General features: G+C 70.8%; 19 protein-coding genes and 1 tRNA gene (1 of these 20 running past the window's edge). 4 read left to right on the forward strand and 16 right to left on the reverse strand.

Annotation, left to right across the window (positions count from 1 at the left end):
* On the reverse strand, positions 1-2,698 hold the start of the coding sequence (locus NR792_RS40425) for a non-ribosomal peptide synthase/polyketide synthase (RefSeq protein ID WP_375761768.1). 26,681 nt of this gene lie to the left of the window's left edge; only the first 2,698 of its 29,379 coding nucleotides appear in the window; the start codon lies at positions 2,696-2,698; the stop codon falls past the left edge of the window.
* A 395-nt stretch (positions 2,699-3,093) separates the two neighbouring features.
* Between NR792_RS40425 and NR792_RS40430 the strand changes: the two genes are divergently transcribed.
* Together NR792_RS40430 and NR792_RS40435 are read left to right on the forward strand one after the other, a co-directional pair.
* Positions 3,094-3,609 carry a redoxin domain-containing protein gene (locus tag NR792_RS40430; RefSeq protein WP_375758004.1) on the forward strand — a complete coding sequence of 172 codons (516 nt, stop codon included), beginning with the start codon at positions 3,094-3,096 and terminating at the stop codon, positions 3,607-3,609.
* Complete coding sequence (locus tag NR792_RS40435; RefSeq protein ID WP_375758005.1) at positions 3,606-4,139, forward strand: DsbA family protein; 534 nt, start codon at positions 3,606-3,608, stop codon at positions 4,137-4,139. Before NR792_RS40430 ends, NR792_RS40435 begins: the two co-directional genes overlap by 4 nt.
* A 16-nt stretch (positions 4,140-4,155) precedes the next feature.
* Here NR792_RS40435 and NR792_RS40440 read toward each other — a convergent pair whose 3' ends face one another.
* A complete protein-coding gene (locus tag NR792_RS40440) occupies positions 4,156-4,986 on the reverse strand; it encodes a mechanosensitive ion channel family protein (protein ID WP_375758006.1) in 831 nt (276 codons plus the stop codon).
* Positions 4,987-5,207: 221 nt separating this feature from the next.
* Here NR792_RS40440 and NR792_RS40445 point away from each other — a divergent pair, with 221 nt between their 5' ends.
* The gene (locus NR792_RS40445; protein ID WP_375758007.1) at positions 5,208-6,371 is read left to right on the forward strand and encodes a lipase family alpha/beta hydrolase; all 1,164 of its coding nucleotides are present in this window, start codon (positions 5,208-5,210) and stop codon (positions 6,369-6,371) included.
* A gap of 19 nt (positions 6,372-6,390) precedes the next feature.
* On the opposite strand, the gene NR792_RS40450 is transcribed toward NR792_RS40445, so the two are convergent.
* Positions 6,391-6,936, reverse strand: a complete 546-nt coding sequence (locus tag NR792_RS40450; protein WP_375758008.1) for a hypothetical protein — start codon at positions 6,934-6,936, stop codon at positions 6,391-6,393.
* Positions 6,937-7,185: 249 nt separating this feature from the next.
* Between NR792_RS40450 and NR792_RS40455 the strand changes: the two genes are divergently transcribed.
* A tRNA-Arg gene (locus tag NR792_RS40455) sits at positions 7,186-7,259 on the forward strand.
* A gap of 19 nt (positions 7,260-7,278) precedes the next feature.
* Here NR792_RS40455 and NR792_RS40460 read toward each other — a convergent pair.
* The 13 genes from NR792_RS40460 to NR792_RS40520 form a co-directional block, all read right to left on the reverse strand.
* Positions 7,279-8,166, reverse strand: a complete 888-nt coding sequence (locus NR792_RS40460; protein ID WP_375758009.1) for a DUF3626 domain-containing protein — start codon at positions 8,164-8,166, stop codon at positions 7,279-7,281.
* Between the two features lie 7 nt (positions 8,167-8,173).
* Positions 8,174-9,271, reverse strand: coding sequence for a glycosyltransferase family 4 protein (locus tag NR792_RS40465; protein WP_375758010.1), 1,098 nt, complete (start codon positions 9,269-9,271; stop codon positions 8,174-8,176).
* Positions 9,272-9,392: 121 nt separating this feature from the next.
* Complete coding sequence (locus NR792_RS40470) at positions 9,393-10,676, reverse strand: hemolysin family protein (protein WP_375761769.1); 1,284 nt, start codon at positions 10,674-10,676, stop codon at positions 9,393-9,395.
* Between the two features lie 86 nt (positions 10,677-10,762).
* Positions 10,763-11,191 carry a response regulator gene (locus tag NR792_RS40475; protein WP_375758011.1) on the reverse strand — a complete coding sequence of 143 codons (429 nt, stop codon included), beginning with the start codon at positions 11,189-11,191 and terminating at the stop codon, positions 10,763-10,765.
* Between the two features lie 50 nt (positions 11,192-11,241).
* A complete protein-coding gene (locus tag NR792_RS40480; RefSeq protein WP_375758012.1) occupies positions 11,242-12,030 on the reverse strand; it encodes a metallophosphoesterase family protein in 789 nt (262 codons plus the stop codon).
* Positions 12,031-12,153: 123 nt separating this feature from the next.
* A complete protein-coding gene (locus tag NR792_RS40485; RefSeq protein WP_375758013.1) occupies positions 12,154-13,341 on the reverse strand; it encodes a glycosyltransferase in 1,188 nt (395 codons plus the stop codon).
* Positions 13,342-13,436: 95 nt separating this feature from the next.
* Positions 13,437-14,120, reverse strand: a complete 684-nt coding sequence (gene phoU, locus NR792_RS40490; protein ID WP_120604142.1) for a phosphate signaling complex protein PhoU — start codon at positions 14,118-14,120, stop codon at positions 13,437-13,439.
* A 28-nt stretch (positions 14,121-14,148) separates the two neighbouring features.
* A complete protein-coding gene (gene pstB / locus NR792_RS40495; protein ID WP_375761770.1) occupies positions 14,149-14,892 on the reverse strand; it encodes a phosphate ABC transporter ATP-binding protein PstB in 744 nt (247 codons plus the stop codon).
* Between the two features lie 47 nt (positions 14,893-14,939).
* A complete protein-coding gene (pstA, locus tag NR792_RS40500; RefSeq protein ID WP_375758014.1) occupies positions 14,940-15,851 on the reverse strand; it encodes a phosphate ABC transporter permease PstA in 912 nt (303 codons plus the stop codon).
* Positions 15,848-16,843, reverse strand: coding sequence for a phosphate ABC transporter permease subunit PstC (pstC, locus tag NR792_RS40505; protein ID WP_375758015.1), 996 nt, complete (start codon positions 16,841-16,843; stop codon positions 15,848-15,850). The genes pstA and pstC overlap by 4 nt, the downstream gene beginning before the upstream one ends.
* Positions 16,844-16,901: 58 nt before the next feature.
* Positions 16,902-17,726: a phosphate ABC transporter substrate-binding protein gene (locus NR792_RS40510; protein ID WP_375758016.1), complete on the reverse strand. Its 825-nt coding sequence runs from the start codon at positions 17,724-17,726 to the stop codon at positions 16,902-16,904.
* 184 nt (positions 17,727-17,910) lie between these two features.
* Positions 17,911-18,600 carry a response regulator gene (locus NR792_RS40515; protein ID WP_375758017.1) on the reverse strand — a complete coding sequence of 230 codons (690 nt, stop codon included), beginning with the start codon at positions 18,598-18,600 and terminating at the stop codon, positions 17,911-17,913.
* A 61-nt stretch (positions 18,601-18,661) separates the two neighbouring features.
* A complete protein-coding gene (locus NR792_RS40520; protein WP_375758018.1) occupies positions 18,662-19,141 on the reverse strand; it encodes a histidine phosphatase family protein in 480 nt (159 codons plus the stop codon).
* Positions 19,142-19,196: the final 55 nt, after the last annotated feature.

Raw genomic sequence — 19,196 nt, forward strand, 5'->3', positions numbered from 1 at the left:
GCAGCTTCACCTGGTTGTCGACGCGGTTGAGGTACTCCAGCACGCCGTCCGCCGCCCACCGCACGCGGTCGCCCGTGCGGTACACGCGCAGGCCCGCCACGCCGCCGTGCGCGTCCGGGAGGAAGCGCTCCGCCGTCTGGTCCGGCCGGTGGAGGTAGCCGCGGGTGACGCCCTCGCCACCGATGAACAGCTCGCCCGGCACGCCGCGCGGCACCGGGTTCAGCCCGCTGTCCAGCACGTACACCCGCGTGCCGGAGATGGGCCGCCCGATGGGGACGCTGCCCGTGCCCGACGCCACCGCGTGCGCGGTGGACCACACCGTCGTCTCCGTGGGGCCGTACACGTTCCACAGCGCGCGGCAGCGCTGGAGCAGCGACTCGGCCAGCTCGCGCGGCAGTGCCTCTCCGCCGGTGAGCGCCGTCAGCCCCGGGTCCCGCCAGTCCGTCTCCAGCAGCAGCCGCCAGGTGCTGGGGGTGGCCTGGAGCACCGTCGCCCCGCACTCGCGCAGCAGGCCCGCCAGCCGCGCGCCGTCCACGGCGACGTCCCGCGACGCGATGACGACCTGCCCACCCACCGACAGCGGCAGGAACAGCTCCAGCACCGCGATGTCGAACGACAGCGTGGTGACGGCCACCAGCACGTCCCGGGCGGACATGCCCGTCGTCTCGCGCAGCGCCGCGAGGAAGCGCGCCACCGCGCCGTGCGGCACCTGCACGCCCTTGGGCCGGCCGGTGCTGCCGGAGGTGAAGAGCACGTACGCCACGGCCTCCGGCGGCACCGTGTCGCGCAGCGGCGAGCCGTCCTCCGCCGCGATGGCCTCCGCGTCCCCGTCCAGCAGCACCACGCGCGCCGAGTGCGGCGGCAGGAGGGACTCCAGCGAGCGCTGGGACACCAGCACCGGCATCCCGCTGCTCTCCACCATGTACGCCAGGCGGTCCGTGGGGAACGCCGGATCCAATGGCACGTAGGTGCCCCCGGCCTTCAGCACGGCGAGCACCGCCACCAGCATGTCGAGCGAGCGCTCCACGCACAGGCCCACGCGCACCTCGGTGCCCACGCCCAGCCGGCGCAGGTGACGCGCCAGCCGCGACGCGCGTTCCTCCAGCTGCGCGTACGTGAGCGACGCGTCCCCGAAGGTCGCGGCGACCGCGTCCGGCGTCAGGTCCGCCTGCGCCTCGAAGGCGCCGTGCTGCGAGCTCCACGGCAGCGGGGCGGGGCGGGGCGGCTGCCAGGCGAGCAGCACCTCGTGGCGCTCGGCGTCGGTGAGCAGCGGCAGCCGGGCTACGGCCTCTTGCGGACGGCGGACGGCGCCCTCCAGGAGCACGCGCAGGTGCTCCGCCATGCGCGCCATGGTGGGCGCGGTGAAGAGGTCGGCGTCGTACTCCAGGAAGCCCTTGAGGCCGCTTTCCGTCTCCAGCACCTGGAGCAGCAGGTCGAACTTCGACGTGTGCGTGTCCAGCTCCAGCGCCTCCAGCTTCACGCCCTCCACGGAGGCCGCGCCGCGCAGGGACGCCTGGAGCGTGAGCATCACCTGGAAGAACGGCGTGCGCCCCTGGGTGCGCTCCGGACGCAGCTCCTCCACCAGCCGCTCGAAGGGGACCTCCTGGTGCTCATGGGCCGCGAGCACCGTCTCGCGCACCTGACGCAGCAGGGACCGGAAGGACGCGGAGGGCTCCACCTGCGTGCGCAGCACCACCGTGTTGACGAACAGGCCGATGAGGCCCTGCACCTCGCCGCGATCCCGGCCCGCCACCGGCGAGCCCACCGTCACGTCCTCCTGCCCCGCGTAGCGCGACAGCAGCACCTGCCAGCCCGTCAGCAGCACCATGAAGAGCGAGGCGCCCTCCTGCTGCGCCAGCGCCTTCAACGCCTCCGTCAGCTCGCGCGACAGCAGCAGCTCATGACGGGCGCCCCGGCCGCTGCGGGCCGCGGGGCGGGGCAGGTCCGTGGGCAGCTCCAGCGCGGAGGGCACCCCGGCCAGCTGCTGCTTCCAGTAGTGGAGTGGCTTCTCCAGCCGGGGGCCCCGCAGCCACTCGCGCTGCCAGACGCCGAAGTCCGCGTACTGCACGCCCAGGGGCGGCAGGGGCGCGGGCTGGCCTCGCGCGATGGCGCCGTAGAGCAGCGCCACCTCGCGCACCAGCAGCGTCATGGACCAGCCGTCGGAGACGATGTGGTGCACCACCACCGCGAGCAGGTGCTCTCCCGGCGCCCACGTCAGGAGCAGCGCGCGCAACAGCGGACCGTTCGCGAGGTCGAAGGGCCGGGCCGCGGCTTCACGCGCCAGGCGCCACGCCGCCTCCGGCGAGCCGACCGCGGCAGGGTGCTCCAGCGTGAGCACCGGCTCCGGCGACACCACCTGCACGGGCTGCCCCGAGGCGTCCTCGCGGAAGGTGGTACGGAGCACCTCGTGGCGGCGCACCACCTCGCGCAGCGCGCGCTCCAGCACGGCCACGTCCAGCGCGCCCTCCAGCCGCACCGCCATGGGCACGTTGTAGAGGGGGCTGCCGGGCTGCAGCTGATCAATGAACCACAGGCGCTGCTGGGCGAACGACAGCGGCAGCGGGTGCGAGCGGTCCTGCACCGGGATGCCCTGCACGGTGTTGCCCGTGACGGCCTTCTGCGCGGCCATCTTCTTGAGCAGCTCGGCGCGCTTCTCCGGTGAGAGGTTGGCGATCCGCTTCGACAGCTCGTTGCTCATCTCGATGGACTCCGCGCTCGGGTACGCCAGCGCGAGCGTCACCCGGGGCGGTGACGTTCGCGGGAACTCAGGCCTGCTGTTGATTCTGGATTGACGCCCTGCGCTGCTTTCCCAGGGAATGCGCGGGGTGGGTCAAATCCACACTCGCCATATTATTCTTGAGCGAGCGACCTGTCATGGGGGCGGCCTGATGGAAGCCCGAATGAATCCACGTATTTGCTGGAAAAGTCGGGTTCCCCGAAGTCGTTGCGGGAAGAACTTCCGGTGTCTCCCAGAGAGGGCGCTGCTCGCGGGGTCGTCCCTCCGTCTGGCGGGGGAGCAGGATCAGGGCCTGCCGACCGTCTGGTGCGAGCGCGGTGGACCCCGCCCAGATTCTGGCCAGCGAGGACCCTTCCATGGCCCCTTCCACGCCTGCCCTGTCCCGCCCGCTGCCTTCCGGTACCCGGGCCCCTTCGTTCCAGCTCTCGGCCGCGCCCGACACGTCGGTGTCGCTGGCGGACTGCGCGGGCTCGCCCGTGGTGCTCGTCTTCTACCCCGCGGACTTCAGCCCGGTGTGCGGTGACGAGCTGGCCCTCTTCAACGAGCTGCTCCCGGAGCTCCAGCGGCACGGCGCTCGGGTGTTCGGCGTGTCGGTGGACAGCGTGTGGTCGCACCTCGCGTTCGCGAAGGAGCGCAAGCTGCGCTTCCCGCTGCTCGCGGACTTCCACCCCAAGGGGGAGATGTCGCGGCGCTACCACGCCTGGCGCGAGTCGGAGGGCGTCTGCGAGCGCGCGCTCTACGTGGTGGACGGCGACGGCGTCATCGCCTGGTCGCACGTGTCGCCGCCCGCGGTGAACCCCGGCGTGGACGGCGTGCTGGCGGCGCTGGAGGACCTGTCCGCACAGGCGGCGTCGCGGGAGGTGCGCCCATGAGCCGGCTGCGCAGGCCGCCGGGCCCCGACGACCGCTTCCAGGGACCGCGCGACGCGCCCGTCATCCTGGTGGAGTACGGCGACTACCAGTGCCCCTACTGCGGCGCGGCCTACGGGGAGGTGAAGCAGCTGCAGGAGCGCCTGGGCTCGCGGATGGGGTTGGTGTTCCGCGACTTCCCGCTGACTCAGTCGCACCCGCAGGCCCTCCAGGCCGCGGAGGCCGCCTCCGCCGCGGACGCGCAGGGCCGCTTCTGGGAGATGCACGACCTGCTCTTCGAGCACCAGGACGCGCTGGAGCGGCCCGGGCTGCTGGCGCTCGCGGAGGCGCTGGCGCTGGACATGGACCGCTTCCGCGCGGACCTGGACTCGCACCGGTTCGAAGCGCGCGTGCAGCGGGACTTCATGGACGGCGTGCGCAGCGGCGTGAACGGCACACCGACCTTCTTCGCCAACGGCCACCGGCACGATGGCCCCTTCGACGCCGACTCCCTGCTGGACGCGCCGACGGGAGGCGTGGGCGCCTCCCGCTGATGACGCGTGTCTGGCTTCAGCCCGCCTTCGCGAGCGCCAGCGGCGAGGCCAGGGTGGCGGGCGTGGGCACGGTGTAGCCCGCGACGAAGAGCGTCTCCGCGATGGCCTCACCGACGTTGGCCTGCGTGTCGCTGTACTCGGTGGGCTTGCAGAAGACGCTCACCGTCAGGACCGGCCCCTGGAGCGTGAACTCCTCGATCTCCACCTGGGGCACGGGCGTCGCATGGACGCCCTTCACCGAGGGCATGCGGTCTTGCAGCGCGTGCTGGAGCACCCGCGCGTCCACGCCGTGCATCAGCGGCACCTTGACCGTCAGCTTGCGGTTCGCGTGGTGGCTGAAGTTGATGATGTTGTCGCTGAACATCTTGTTGTTGCCCACGGAGATCCGCACGTTGTCCGCCGTGTCGAGCGTGGTGACGAACAGGCCGATCTCCTGGACGATGCCCGTGACACCGCCGGCTTCAATCGACTCGCCCACGCGGAAGGGCCGCAGCACCAGCAGGAAGACGCCCGCCGCGAAGTTGGCGAGCAGCCCGGACCAGGCGGCGCCAATGGCGATACCCGCGGCGGCGATCAACGCGGCGAAGGACGTCGTCTCCACGCCCATCACCCCCAGGATGCCGATGATCAGCATCAGGGTGAGCGTGCCGGTGAAGAGCGAGCCGACGTAGCGGATGAGCGTGGCGTCCAGCTGCCGCCGCTGCAGGCCCATGTCCAGCACCTTGCGGAAGCCGCCAATCACGGCCCGCCCGATGAACCAGATGAACAGCGCGCCAATGACCTTGAGCAGCATCGGCAGCGCTTCGGTGATGGCAAGTGACTTCAACTGAACGACGATTTCATCCATGGCTCGAACTCCCTTGACCCGGGCCGGGCGTGCTCGGCGCCTTTTGCACGGGACAGGCCACGGGATGCAAGCCGCCCTCCCCGGAGGGCACAGCCGTCCGGGAGGGCAGTCCTGACCCGTCAGTCCGGGGCCTGACGTGCCGGGAGGAGGGGCTGACGCGTCAGCGCCCCTGATGCCAGGGGGCTTGCGTGGAAGGGGCGCCGGGGGAGAGGTTGCGCCGCATGCGTCTGCTCCCGGCCTCGTTCCTGATGTTGCTGAGCGCCTGCACGGCCTCCCGCGTCGCGCTGCCTCCGCCCACGGGCGACGAGGTGACGGTCTTCATCCACGGCTACCGGGGATCGTTCCTCGCCACGGTGGATGGGGAGCGCGAGCGGGCGTGGGTGTCCGTGGGCGACCTGCTGACGCGCGGGGAGCGCTCGCTGGCGCTGCCGTTTCCCGGGCAGCGGGCGACGCCGAACTTCGGGGCGCTGGAGGTGGACGGGCCGATGACGCGCTTCACGGTGCTGCCGTGGGTGGCCCGCTACGACATCTACAAGGGCTTCCTGGAGTTCGCGCGCGAGCGCCTGCCGGGCTTCATGGTCTTCGACTACGACTGGCGCCAGGACAACCGCGTGACGGCGAAGCGGCTGTGCGCGTTCCTGGAGGAGCTCGCGGCGGCGCGGGGCGGCCGGGTGAAGGTGAACCTGGTGGCGCACAGCATGGGCGGGCTCGTCACGCTGCACTGCCTGCGCTACGGCACTGGCGACGACACGGGCGAGCCCTCGTGGGCGGGCGCGCGGCACGTGAAGCGCGTGGTGTTCCTGGGCACGCCGTTCCGGGGCGCGCCGGGCATGTTCGACGACTTCACCCTGGGCACGCCGGTGGGGCGCAACCGGGCGCTGCTGTCCCCGGAGGCGCTCTTCACCTTCGCGTCCGCGTTCCAGCTGCTGCCCGCGGAGAGTGACTTCTTCGTGGACGCGAGCGGCCAGCCGGTGGCGTTCGACGCGTACCGGCCGGACGCGTGGGTGGACGGCGGGTGGGGCGTGTTCCAGGACGCGGCCGTGCGCGAGTTGCCCGCGTATCGGCAGTGGCTGGAGCGCATGCTGGAGGCGCGCTCGGGGCTGGCGCGGGCGCTCTCCGAGCGCGGGGGACCGCCTCCGCCCTTCCGCACGCTGGCGGTGGTGGGCGTGGGGCATCCGTTGATCAAGTCCTTCCGGATCATCGACGGGAAGCCCACCTTCGAGGACCCCGTCATCGCGGACGGCGACGGCTCCGTGCTCACGACGCGCGCGCTGCCTCCGCCGCCGCTCCACGTGGACCGGCTGGAGACGCAGGCGGACCACGTCGCGATGATGGGCGACGAGGAGGTCCAGGAGGCCGTCGCGCGCTTCGTCGCGGGGGACTGAAGCGCACGGCGGCGAAGGCTCAATCGCCCTGGATGGCGGCCTGCCAGTCGCCGTCCACGGAGATGCCGACGCGCATGCCGATGTAGCTCTTCTCCTTGCGCATGTCGGTGATCATCTCGTCCGGGTAGATGCCCTTGAGCAGGGCGAAGTCCGCGTCGGTGGCGCCCTTGCGGAAGGCGGTGGGCCACCAGTACAGGTTGCCCTCCTGGTAGAAGGGGAGGTTGAGCACGTGGACCAGCCGCGCCAGCACGGGCTGCGGGCTGTCCTTCCACTCCTCCTGGATGCGCCAGGTGGTGGCCATGTCCTGGTCGGGGTCGTAGGAGAAGCGCACGCTCGGGCCCTTCTCGTCGCCCAGCTTCTGGAGGCCCGCGTAGTCGCACGCCACGGCGGCCTTGATGATGCGCTCGCGCATGGAGGCCACGGCCGGAGGCAGGGGCTTCGCGGTGGGCTTGGGGACGGGGCTCAGCCGGCTCGCCGAGCACGACGCCGCGGCCGGGGCGCTGGTCCCCGTGGGCTTGGATGCAGGCGGGGCAGGGGGAGGAGCGGGCTTGGGCGGGGTGGGCATGGTCGGGCTCGGGGCGGCGGACGCTGCGGGCGTCTGGGGAGACTCCGTGCAGGCCAGGCAGGCAGCGAGGAGACAGGCGGATAGCAGGGGAGCGCGGTTCATGTCCCCGGGTCTAGTCCATCACGCTGGGAGGACATGCAGGGCACACAGGGCCTCTGTACAGGAGCCGTCACGCGGGGCCCGGTCAGGAATGCGTGCTTGCGTCGTCTGGGGACTTCGGTTACTCCTCCGGCACCGGAAAGCAGTTCTGCGCGATTAGCTCAGCTGGATAGAGCGTTGGCCTCCGGAGCCAAAGGCCGCAGGTTCGAATCCTGCATCGCGCGCAGACGTAAGGGCCCGGAATCACTGGGGAAATCCCAGGGGTTCCGGGCCTTTGCCTTTGGGCGAACCCGTGGGGGCGGGCCCATCCCAGGACCGACCGAAGCGGGCCAGGCAGTGCCAGAGCTTCTTGAGCTGCTGCGGCTCCACCGACGCGTCCGAGCGCGCCCTTCCGAGGATGAACGGCGTAAGGACTTCGTTGTCCGCGACCCGCTCCGCGAGCCGGAGGATGTCGTCCCCCCGGTAGCCCGGGTGGGGGCTCAGTGCTCCCAACGTGACGGCATATCCCGGATGCCACTCCACGCGGACGCCCAGCGCGTGGGCTTCCTCCTCGACGTGGGTCCCCCGGTAGCTGGGGTCGAGGACCAGGGCCTCGACGTCGTCCGGGATCCGCAGGTCGCCATGGACGTGGGCTTCGACGTACCAGTCCAGCGGATCCTCGAACGGCGTGGCCTCCGCCAACTCGATGAGCGCCATCCGCTCGGAGGTCCCGAAGGACGTGGGCTCGAAGACGCTGTCCGGGAAGCAGAAGCTGGCGCGGTCCAGCGCTCCTTCCGTCAGCCGGAAGTAGCTGGAGCCGAAGCGCGGTGAGCCGCCGTAAGCATCCCCGCGAAAGTTCAGCGAGCCGTACTTGGGGCGCTCGTGGCCGGCGCGCTGATCATAGAACCCGTTGAAGAGCCGGCTCTCCCACTGCCAGCGGGCTCCCTGCGGGAAGGCGGTGAGCCCGCCGTTGCTCGTGCGCGTCTCGAACTGGGAGCAATACCGGCCGTCCCGCCGCATCGCGGCCAGGATGCCGCCGCCCTCGAAGAGGGCATCCGGATGGAAGTGCAGGGTGACCCGCAACTGGCGGTCCATCGGCCCGCCCCGGGCCTGCTCGTGGACATGCGCCAGGGCGGGATGGAGCGAACGCATGTCCCGCTCAGACCCCCGTCACCTGGCGGATGAACGCGAGCATCCGCGAGCACGTCGTGTCCAGGTCCATGTGCGCCTCAGCCATGCGGCGGGCTTCCTGGCCCATGGCCTCCAGCGTTTCCGGGTGCTGCACCAGCGCGTCCAGCGTGTTCGCCAGCGCTCCGTAGTCCCCCACCGGCACGATGCGCCCGTCCACGCCGTCGCGCACCAGCTCGCCCACGCCGCCCGCGGGCGTGGACACCACCGCCAGGCCCGCGGCCTTCGCCTCCGCGATGGCCCACGACGACATGTCCGCCATCGTCGGCAGCACGAAGAGGTCCGCCGCCTGCGCCAGGCCGATGAGCTCCGGCGAGTTCGGCTGCACGCCCACGTGCACGCGCACGCCGGGCGGCGCCTCGATGCGCTCGGACGTCACCAGGTCCAGCTGCCAGTTCCTGCGCCGCGTCTCCCGCGCCCAACGCAGGAGCAGCTTGCCGCCCTTGCGCCCCAGGTCGCCTCCCACGAAGAGCAGCCGCACCACGCCGTCCCGGGGCTTCTTCTCCGGCGCGGGCCGCCACAGCGCCGTGTCCACGCTGGGCCACACGACGTGGACGCTCTCGTCGGGCACGCCGTACTCCTCCACCAGCGAACGCTTGGTGAACTCCGAGAAGGACAGCATCCCCTTCGCGATGGCGTACGTGCGCCGGTGCAGCGCGTTCTTCGCCCGGCCCACCCAGCCCGCGTGCTGCGTGGGCAGACCGTAGTACCGCAGATAGTCCTCCAGCCCGCTCGGCGTCGCGTCCGTGGAGATGACGCTGGGCACCCGGCGCATGAAGTCGTGCGCCAGGTGCGCCATCCGCTGCGTGTGCACCACCGCCGCCCGCACCGGCTCCTTCGCGAAGGCCTGGTTCAGCGCGCTGCGGGCCCGCAGCCCTCCGCGCACCGACAGCCGCGAGCGCACCAGCGGCAGCTGCTCCCAGACGTCATCCGCGTGCTCGTCGATGGGCAGCCACACCGGCGTGATGTCGTCGCGCCGCGCCATCGCCCGCTTGAGGTTGTCCAGGAACACCGCGTTGCCGAGCGTCGTCTCGATGGCGAACGCGATGCGTGGGGGCGATGACGACATCCGCTGCGCGAGCCTCCCAGGGCCGAGGGTGTCCCTCCCGGGTTTATAACGACCCGGCGCGTCATCACCAACAACGCCGTGGGTTCCCCGTCCGGATTCTCACGACGGAGGTGGGCCGGCCTCACGCCTCCGGCTGCGCGGGCTGCTCCGGCAGATGGAAGCGCACCTCGCGCACCCGGCGCGGCGACGCCTCCACCACCTCCAGCACCGTGCCGTCCGGCAGCGACAGCTTCGCGCCCTTCTCCGGGATGGCGCCTCCCGCCAGCGCGATGCACAGGCCCGCGACGGTGGAGTAGTCCTCGCTCTCCTCCAGCTCCAGCCCCAGCGCGCGGTTCACCTCGCGCAGGCTCGCCTCGCCCTGCACCACCGCGACGGTGGGGCTCTCGCGGCGCACGAGCTCCTCGGGCGTCTCGGACTCGCTGAGGATGTCCCCCACGAGCTCCTCCACCAGGTCCTCCACCGTCACCAGCCCCACCACGCCGCCGTGCTCGTCCACCACCACCGCCAGCTGCATGCGCCGGCGCTGCAGCTCCTTCATCGCCGCGATGGCGCGCATGGACTCCACCAGGAACAGCGGCGGGCGCAGCACGTCCTCCAGGACAATCAGGTGCGCTTCCCAGGCCACGCCCAGCAGGTCCTTGGCCACGATGTAGCCGACGACGTTGTCCAGCGTGCCCTCGTACACCGGCATGCGCGAGTGCCCGTGCTCCAGCAGCACCTGGCGGATCTCCTCCGTGCTCGCGTGGCGGCGCAGCGCGACGATGTGCTCGCGCGTCACCATCACCTCGCCCAGCGTCAGGTCCCCCAGCTCGAAGGCGCGGGAGGCAATCTCCCCCGCGCGCGGATCCAACGTGCCCTGCTTGGACGCCTCCGCCACCAGCTGCAGCAGCTCGTCCGGCGACAGCCGCGACTCGGAGAAGTTCGTCCGGTCCCCGAAGAGCTTCAGCACCACGTTGGAGCTCGCGGTGAGGAACCACACCAGCGGGCGCATCACCCACGCCAACGCCTTGAGCGGCCGGCCCAGCGTCAGCGCGTACTGTTCGGAGTAGCGCAGCGCCAGCGACTTGGGGACCAGCTCCCCCAGCACCAGCGACAGGTATGACACCAGCGCGACCACCAGCGCGAACGACACCTGGCTCGCCGTGGCCTCCGGCATGCCCAGCCCCGCCAGCACCCCGGAGAGCCGCTGCGCGATGCTCGCGCCGCCGAAGGCCGCCGCCGTGGCGCCAATCACCGTGATGCCAATCTGCACCGTGGCCAGCAGCCGCTCCGGATCATCCCGCAGCGCCGACACCGCCTTCGCGGACTTGCTGCCCTGCTCCAGGAGCTCCTTCAGCCGCGTCTTGCGCACGGACAAGAGGCCCAGCTCGGCGCCGGCGAAGACGCCGTTGGCCAGCACCAGCAACAGGATGATGATGAGCTCCGTGACGATGGCGGACCTCCTGGCTGGACCCACCCCGCCTCGAGGGTCGGCGGGTGACGTCCCCCGTCCTACACCCCCAGGGATTGCAGGAGGAGCGACAATTGGTCGCGGCTCGCTCCCTTGGGCAGGTAGTAGTGGGGACCGGACATGAGTGCGCTCCCTACATCCTGGGCCGCCGCCGAGGTGAGGAAGACGATGCGCGGGTTGTTCGACGCCCGCGGCAGCTTCTCCACCACCTCCAGGCCGCTCATGCCCGGCATGTTCAGGTCCAGCAGCATGACCCCGAAGCGCTCGCCCCGTCTGAGCGAGTCCAGCGCCTCCTGGCCGTCAGCCGCCTCGGTGGTCTCATAGCCGAGGTCCTCCAGGCTCACCCGGAGGAATTCCCGCCAGTCCGCGTCGTCATCCACGACCAGGACCTTCCGAGCACCGTCATCCACCGCGAGTCGCCCCAAGCATCCTCCTGACCTGGGGAGAACCTTCCGTGGCCCCGCTGGCATTCGCGACACTTGCGTGAAGCCCCGCCATCCAGCAGGCAGCCGGCCAGGCGCTAGAAGAGCGCCATGCCCAGCTGGCCCACCAGGTACTGGAGCGCGGGCCTGACGTTGTGGACCGCCGTGCGCGGCCTCGCTGGCTCCGACGCCTGGCACCACGCCGGCTCGCCCACCAGCCGGCCCGCCATGTGGCTGAAGACGCGGAAGCGGCCCAGGTCCGTGCTGCTGCCGGAGTTGTAGACGCGCAGCGCGCGCTCGCCCGGGGTGCCCAGGTCCGCCTCGTTGGGGATGTGCCGGTGGCCGTGCAGCACCAGGTCACACCGGCCGCCCACGCGCTCCAGCAGTCGGCTTCCCAACGCGAGCTCCGACGCGTGGGGCAGTCCCATCTTCGTGGCGATCCACTCCGGGAAGCTCTCCAGCGGCAGCGGCATCACGTGGTGGTGCAGCAGCACCGCGACCAGCGCGTCCCTGGGCGCGGTGTCCAGCGCGCGGTCCACTTCGTCCACGACGCCTTCCGTCAGCTCGCCGTGGCTGTGGAAATAGTTGCGGTTGTGCTCACCGGTGGAGTCCACGCACACCAGGAAGAGTCCTGCCTTCTCCACCGTGTGGACCTTGCGTCCCTCCATGAACCCGCTGCCGACATCCTCGCCGGGCCGGTCATGGTTGCCTGGAATGAAGGTGAGGCGTCCGGTCTCCATCCAGGGCGTGAAGAGTTCACGGAAGCGCTGGAACTCCGCTTGGGAACCGCGGTGCGTGAGGTCTCCCGTCACCACCACGTGATCCACGTCCTGCGCCGCCAGGGCCTTCACCAGTGAGGACGCCGCGGCATCGCTCTCGCGGCTCATGTCCAGATGAAGATCCGAAAGATGCGCCAGCTTCAGGGAAGGCATGGGAAGGAGATAGGCATCGGGTGAGCGGGCGGCGAGGGTTGCTGCACGAAGGATCGTCAAAAGTTGGGCCAGCGTCGTTCAACCCACCCCGTTGCTGGGGATCCACTCCGCCGCGGGAGTGCCACGCGCACGCATTGGCACCAGGCGCGTGCCTGACACCACGCGCAACCGCGTGCCGCGCCAGTCCACCGTGCGCCGGAACGCGCCATGCCACCATGCGGCGAAGAGCAGCGCGTCCTTCACCAGCACGGCGGGCGCCGCGCGCAAGGAGACCGGCTGGGGCCGGAGCGAACGGAACACCGTCACGTCCACCCAGACCTTGCCCAGCGCCACCGCCAGCGCCGCCAGGCCGGTGAGGGCGGACGGGTGGAACAACGCGCCCAGCACCGCGAGTGGAACGGGGTTGAGGAGCGCCTGCGCCACGTACGTCGAGGGCGATACCGCTGTGCGGTGGATGACGCTCCAGCGCAGGTAGCGCTGGAAGAAGGCGTCCACGCTCTTGCGCAGGGACACGTTGAACACGGGGGCGTGCGCCAGCACCACGCGCTTGCCCAGCTTGCGCGTCACCCACTGGCCAATGACGTAGTCCTCCGCCAGCACGTCCTTCACGGAGAAGAAGCCGCCCAGCGCCTCCACGTCCTCGCGGCGCAGCGCCATGGACTTGCCCACCACGATGTCCCGGTCCGCCACGTGCTTCGCGGCGATCATCCCCGCCGCCGCGCTGGAGGACAGGTGCAGGTTGTCCAGGAGCGAACCGAAGGTCTGCTCCCCCAGCCCCGCCACCGGGTGCGTCACGCAGCCCACCGTGGGGTCCTCGAAGGCGGCGGCGATCTCCTCCAGGTAGCCCTCGCCCACGCGGGTGTTGCTGTCGCTCACCACCCAGAGGTCGAAGCGGGCCTCCGACGACAGCGTCACCAGCTGGTTCACCTTGGGGTTCAGGCCGGGCTCGCCCTCCTGGAGCACCACGCGCATGACGTGGGGCCACTTCGCCGCCGCGGCCTTCGCCACCGCGTAGGCCGGGTCGCGCGCGTCCTTCACGCCCAGCAGGACTTCGTAGTGGGGGTAGGGGAGCCGGGCGAACCCGGCGAGGTTCGCCTCCAGGTCGTCATCCACGCCGCACAGGGGCTTGAGGATGGACAGGCCGGGGCGGTGCGTGGGGCCCGCGGGGGCGGTGCGGCGGTGGCGGCGCACGAACAGCGCCTGGAGGAGGAGGGCCACAAGGCCCACTGCGGACGCGGCCAGGAGGAGGCTGGAGGCGATGAGCATGTCGCCACCCTAGAGGCCCCACAAGGCGGGACCGGGGCGGCGGGGCGGCGGGACGGCCAACTCGCCGTGACACGCGCGTGAAGCCGCCTGGGCGCCTACTCGAGGTCGCGGCTTCGCGGGTGGCGCACGTCCTTGCCGCGCACCATGTAGATGACCATCTCCGCCACGTTGAGCGCGTGGTCGCCAATGCGCTCCAGGTGCTTCGCGATGAACATCAACGCCGTGGCCCGGCGGATGTTGCGCGAGTCCTCCATCATGTACGCCAAGAGCTCGTTGAAGATCTTCAGGAAGAGGGCATCCAAGAGGTCGTCCCCCTTGAGGACGTCCTCCGCCTTGGCCGCGTCCCCGGACACGAACGCGTCCAGCGCCTTCTTCACCTGCTGCTGCGCCAGCTCCGCCAGCTTCGGCGTGTCAACGTAAGGCGCCAGCGGTGGGACCTGGTTCAGGTCCATGGCGCGCTCGGCGATGTTCACCGCCAGGTCGCCGATGCGCTCCAGGTCGGTGACGATCTTGAGCGCCGTGGTGATGAGGCGCAGGTCGGACGCGGCCGGCTGGCGCAGCGCGAGGATGCGGCGGCACAGGTCGTCGATGTCGACCTCCAGCCGGTTCACCTCGCGGTCCGCGCCCACCACCTGCTCCGCCAGCGCCGAGTCGCGGTCGGTGAGGGCGCGGGTGCTCTGCGCGATGAGGGTCTCCACCTTGGCCCCCATGGCGAGCAGCTTCTCGCGCAGGTTGCGCAGGTCCTGCTCGAATGCCTTGTCGGTGTGCGTGGCCGCCATGTCGTCCTGTTCCGTCGCGGGTGGAGGTTCAGCCGAACTTCCCGGTGACGTAGTCCTCCGTGCGCTTCTCTTGGGGGTTGGTGAAGATCTGCTCCGTGGGGCCGCACTCCACCAACTCCCCCATGTAGAAGAAAGCCGTCCGGTCGCTCACCCGCGCGGCCTGCTGCATGTTGTGGGTCACGATGGCGATGGTGTACGTGGCCTTGAGCTCGTGGATGAGCTCTTCAATCTTCGCCGTCGCGATGGGATCCAACGCGGACGCGGGCTCGTCCATGAGCAGCACCTCCGGCTCCACCGCCAGCGCCCGCGCGATGCACAGGCGCTGCTGCTGGCCGCCGGACAGGCCCAGGGCGCTCTCATCCAGCCGGTCCTTCACCTCGTCCCACAGCGCGGCGCCGCGCAGGGACTTCTCCACTCGCGCGGAGAGCTTCGCCTTGTCCTTGAGGCCGCCCACGCGCAGGCCGTAGGCGACGTTCTCGAAGATGGACTTGGGGAAGGGGTTGGACTTCTGGAACACCATGCCCACGCGCCGGCGCAGGTCCACCACGTCCAGGGAGCGGTCGTGGATGCTGCGGCCGTCCAGGAACACGCTGCCGTCGTGGCTCGCGCCCGGAATCAGGTCGTTCATCCGGTTGAGCGAGCGCAGGAACGTGGACTTGCCGCAGCCGGACGGGCCGATGAGCGCCGTCACCTTGTTCTCGGGGATGGCCAGGCTCACCTGCTTGATGGCCACCTTGCTGCCGTAGCGCAGGGTGAGCTCGCGGGCTTCCATCTTGTTGCGCGGCGTGGCGGAGGAGAGGGGCATGGGAGGGACGAGCGTCAGTGGCCGGCCGCGGCCTTGCGGCGCGTGCGCGTGCGGATGATGACCGCGACGAGGTTCAGGGCGAAGGTGAGCAGCAGCAGCACCAGCACCGTCGCGTACAGCAGCGGGCGGGTGGCCTCCACGTCCGGCGACTGCGTGGCCAGCACGTAGGTGTGGTAGCCCAGGTGCATGAACTGCGAGTTCAGGCTCGTGGGCAGGTCCGGCAGGAAGTAGGCCGCGCCGGTGAAGAGGATGGGCGCCACCTCGCCCGCGCCCCGGGAGATGGCCAGCACCGCGCCGGTGAGGATGCCCGGCAGGGCGCCCGGCAGCACCACCCGCGCCAGCGTCTGCGACTGGGTGGCCCCCAGCGCGAGGCTCGCGGTGCGGTGCTCCTGCGGCACGGCGCGCAGCGCCTCCTCCGTGGACACGATGACGACGGGCAGGGTGAGCACCGCCAGCGTCAGCGACGCCCAGAGGATGCCCGGCTGGGCCCAGTGCAGCTCCTCGTAGCCCAGCGCGTGGTCCAGGCCCTTGCCCACGAAGAGGATGAAGAAGCCCAGGCCGAAGAGGCCGAACACGATGGAGGGCACGCCCGCCAGGTTCGCCACCGCCACGCGCACCGCGCGGGCCAGGAGGCTGGAGGGCGGCGCGTACTCGTGCAGGTACACCGCCGTCAGCACGCCCACCGGCATCACCGCCAGGGTCATCAGGAGCGTGAGCGCCGCGGTGCCGAAGAGGGCGGGGAAGATGCCGCCGCCCATCATCCCGTCCGTGGGCGGCTGGGTGAGGAACGTCCAGGACACGTGGCTCCAGCCGCCCTGGACGACGTCCAGGAGGATGAGGGCCAGCATGGCCACCATGACGAACGCGGCCAGCCCCGTGAGTGACACGAGCGACAGGCCCACGACCTTGCGCGTGGCGTGCTTCACCCCGCACCTCCCTTGAGCCGCTGGATGACCTTCTTCGTCCACATCCCCGCGAGCATGTTGAGGATGAAGGTGAAGAGGAACAGCTCCACGCCGATGAAGAAGAGCAGCGCGTAGTGCGGGCTGCCCACCACCACCTCGCCCATCTCCGCGGCGATGGTGGCCGACAGCGAGCGGACGGAGTCGCCCAGATTGGCGGACACGATGGCCGCGTTGCCGGAGGCCATGAGGACGATCATCGTCTCACCGATGGCGCGCCCGAAGCCCAGCACGCACGCGGCGAGGATGCCGGGGGCCGCCGCCGGGAGCACCACCTTCCACGCCGTCTCCCAGGGCGTGGCGCCCAGGGCCAGCGACGCCTCGCGGTAGCTGCGGGGCACGGCGGTGAGCGCGTCCTCCGTCACCGTGAAGATGACCGGCACGATGGCCAGCGCCAGGCCCAGGCCCGCCACCACCGCGTTGAGCCGGGACGTGAAGCCGAAGGTGTCCTGGAGGAACGACGCCATCACCATCAGCGCGAAGAAGCCCAGCACCACGGACGGGATGCCGGCGAGCAGCTCGATGGTGGGCTTGAGCACTTCACGCAGGCGGCGGGGGGCGAACTCCGCGGCGAACAGCGCGCCGAAGATGCCCAGGGGCACGGCCACCAGCATGGACACGGCCGTCGTCTTCAGCGTGCCGATGAAGAGCGGAATCATGCTGACCTTGGGCACGCCGGACACCGGCTGCCACATGTAGGCCAGGGGCTTGCCCTTCCGCACGAGCTGCGGGAGGAACATCTTGGAGAAGCTGGCCTCCTCGCGCGCCGCCGCGTCGGTGACGAGCGTCAGCGCCTCCTTCGCCACGAAGACGAGGATGAGCACCAGCGCCGCGATGCCCGTGAAGGCCACCGCCGTAATCAGCGCGGCGATGGCCTTCTCCTTCAGCTGGCGCCGCCGGGCCGCGGGCGACAGCGTGGGCAGCGCCACCGGGGGCGCGAGGTCCTGCTCCTGCATGACGGCCTGTCTATCCAACATGGGACCCCCGCGCCGGGTGACAATCGCGTGACGGCCACTACTTCACAGGGAAGTAGCCGACCTGGGTGACGATGGCCTGGCCCTCGGCGGACAGCGCGAAGTCGATGAAGGCCTTCACCTCGCCCGCGGGCGCCTTGCCCAGGTAGAAGAACAGGTCGCGCGACAGCGGGTACTTGCCGCTCTTCACGTTCTCCGCGGAGGGGGCGAAGGACTCGTTGCCCTTCTTCACCTTCAGCTCCTTGATGCCCTTGCCGTACGCGGCGCCGCCGTAGCCGATGCCGTTCTTCTCCTTGGAGACCGCGTTGACCACCGCGGCCGTGCCGGGGAGCGTCTGGGCCTCCGGGGCGAAGTCCTCGCCGCCCAGCACGTGGTCCTTCACGAAGACGTAGGTGCCGGAGGAGTTCTCACGCGAGTACGGGACGATGGGGGCGTCCTTCCCGCCCACGTCCTTCCAGTTCGTCGTGTCGCCCAGGTAGATGGCCTTGAGCTGCTCGGCCGTGAGCGCCTCCACCTTGTTGGTGTCGTTGACGTAGAAGGTGACGCCGTCCTTGGCCACGGACAGCGCGGTGGGCGGGGCGTTGTTGCGGGCGCGGATCTTCGCCGCCTCCGCCTCCTTGATCTCCCGGCTGGACATGGCGATGTCGGTGGTGCCGTTCTGCAGGGCCGCCAGGCCCGTGCCGGAGCCGCCGCCCGTCACCTGAATCTTGGTGGCGGGGTTCTTCTTCATGAACGCCTCCGCCCAGCGCTGGGCGAGGATGACCATGGTGTCCGAGCCCTTCACCGTCACCGTGCCTGCCTGGGCGGAGAGCGGGAGGACGGCGAGCCCGAAGGCGACGAAGCTTGAGAGCAGGGTCTTCTTCATGAGGTGTCTCCTCTGGAAACGTGCCTGTAGCCGCAAGGTGGACAGGGTGATGGCGACGCGCCCGGAGGCGCATGGAAGGTCTTCGGGCGTCTCGAGGGTCGAGGCCGTGTGTCGATCTATGGGCCGGATGTGGCTGTTTGACGGCCCTTGCGTGACAAATGGGTGACGGCGGGGAGGAGCTTGCCTACCCGGCCGCCGGATCCACGATGCGGTAGCCCACCCCGCGCACCGTCTCCAGGAGGGCGCGGGCGGGGCCCAGCTTGTCGCGCAGGCGCATGACATGCGTGTCGATGGTGCGCGTCTCCAGCGCGCTGGACAGGCCCCAGACCTGCTCCAGGAGCTGCTCGCGCGTCTGCACCCGGCCCAGCCGGGCCATGAGGTACTCCAGCAGGCGGAACTCCAGCGCGGTGAGGGGCGTCTCCTTCTCCTCCACGAAGAAGCGGTGCTGGGTGACGTCCAGGCGCAGGGGGCCCAGCGCCAGGGGCGGCGAGCCCTCCTGGGGCGAGGCCGAGCGCCGGAGGATGGCCTTGAGCCGCAGCACCAGCTCGCGCACGGAGAAGGGCTTGACGACGTAGTCGTCCGCGCCGACCTCGAAGCCGCGGATGCGGTCCGCCTCCTCGCTCTTCGCGGTGAGCATGACGATGAGCACGTCACGCAGGCGGGGGTTGGCGCGCAGGTGGCGGCAGACCTCGATGCCGGACAGGTCCGGCAGCATCAGGTCCAGCAGCACCACGTCCGGGGACTGCTCGCGCGCGGCGGTGAGCGCCGCTTCCCCGGTGAAGGCCACGCGGGTGGTGAAGCCCGCGCCGCGCAGGTTGAAGTCGATGAGCTCCGCTAGGTCGCGCTCGTCGTCGACGATGAGTACGTGGGACATGGCGGGCACGTACTGTGCGCGCATCGCTTCGCGCCTACGTGACGCGCCGGCAACAAGTGCGTCACGGGCGACGCAGGGAGCGCCCCGGGGCCGCCATCCACTGCAGGGTGAACGCGCGACCCTCGGGCCTCAGGGCGACCGCGCAGCCCTTGCGGAGCTTGTCCGGCAGGGCCTGGCCCAGCGCGAGCGCGGCGGCGCGCTCCAGGGAGGGATTGTGCCCCACCAGGGCCCAGCCCGGCCCCACGTCCCGCGCCAGCTTCAGCACGTGGCGGGCCGCGCCCTTCATGGGGACGAGCGCGGGGTGCACCTCCACGTGGGACAGGCCGAGCGCGTCCGCGAGCAGCTCCGCGGTCTGCACCGCGCGCACCAGGGGGCTGGTGATGATGCCCATGAGGGGCGTCAGGCGCGCGAGCTTCTTCGCGTGCTGACGGAAGGCGGCGCGGCCCTGGGGGGTGAGGGCGCGGGCCTCGTCGCCCAGGGCATGGGAGTCCTCGGCCACGGCGTGGCGCACGAGGAGGAGGGGCAGGTCGCGGTCGGCCATGGGCGCGCGTTGTAGTGCGTTTCGCGCCCGCGCGGATGTGACGAACGGGTGGACC

Origin of the sequence: Corallococcus exercitus (assembly GCF_042231735.1) — a bacterium.
Taxonomy (GTDB): Bacteria; Myxococcota; Myxococcia; order Myxococcales; family Myxococcaceae; genus Corallococcus; species Corallococcus exercitus_B.

Bases quoted from the DNA above. Each gene is read 5' to 3' on its own strand.
- NR792_RS40430 (WP_375758004.1), top strand. From the start codon at position 3,094: ATGGCCCCTTCCACGCCTGCCCTGTCCCGCCCGCTGCCTTCCGGTACC.
- NR792_RS40435 (WP_375758005.1), top strand. From the start codon at position 3,606: ATGAGCCGGCTGCGCAGGCCGCCGGGCCCCGACGACCGCTTCCAGGGA.
- NR792_RS40440 (WP_375758006.1), bottom strand. From the start codon at position 4,986: ATGGATGAAATCGTCGTTCAGTTGAAGTCACTTGCCATCACCGAAGCG.
- NR792_RS40445 (WP_375758007.1), top strand. From the start codon at position 5,208: ATGCGTCTGCTCCCGGCCTCGTTCCTGATGTTGCTGAGCGCCTGCACG.
- NR792_RS40450 (WP_375758008.1), bottom strand. From the start codon at position 6,936: ATGCCCACCCCGCCCAAGCCCGCTCCTCCCCCTGCCCCGCCTGCATCC.
- NR792_RS40460 (WP_375758009.1), bottom strand. From the start codon at position 8,166: ATGCGTTCGCTCCATCCCGCCCTGGCGCATGTCCACGAGCAGGCCCGG.
- NR792_RS40465 (WP_375758010.1), bottom strand. From the start codon at position 9,271: ATGTCGTCATCGCCCCCACGCATCGCGTTCGCCATCGAGACGACGCTC.
- NR792_RS40475 (WP_375758011.1), bottom strand. From the start codon at position 11,191: ATGCCAGCGGGGCCACGGAAGGTTCTCCCCAGGTCAGGAGGATGCTTG.
- NR792_RS40480 (WP_375758012.1), bottom strand. From the start codon at position 12,030: ATGAGCCGCGAGAGCGATGCCGCGGCGTCCTCACTGGTGAAGGCCCTG.
- NR792_RS40485 (WP_375758013.1), bottom strand. From the start codon at position 13,341: ATGCTCATCGCCTCCAGCCTCCTCCTGGCCGCGTCCGCAGTGGGCCTT.
- phoU (WP_120604142.1), bottom strand. From the start codon at position 14,120: ATGGCGGCCACGCACACCGACAAGGCATTCGAGCAGGACCTGCGCAAC.
- pstB (WP_375761770.1), bottom strand. From the start codon at position 14,892: ATGGAAGCCCGCGAGCTCACCCTGCGCTACGGCAGCAAGGTGGCCATC.
- pstC (WP_375758015.1), bottom strand. From the start codon at position 16,843: ATGCAGGAGCAGGACCTCGCGCCCCCGGTGGCGCTGCCCACGCTGTCG.
- NR792_RS40510 (WP_375758016.1), bottom strand. From the start codon at position 17,726: ATGAAGAAGACCCTGCTCTCAAGCTTCGTCGCCTTCGGGCTCGCCGTC.
- NR792_RS40515 (WP_375758017.1), bottom strand. From the start codon at position 18,600: ATGTCCCACGTACTCATCGTCGACGACGAGCGCGACCTAGCGGAGCTC.
- NR792_RS40520 (WP_375758018.1), bottom strand. From the start codon at position 19,141: ATGGCCGACCGCGACCTGCCCCTCCTCCTCGTGCGCCACGCCGTGGCC.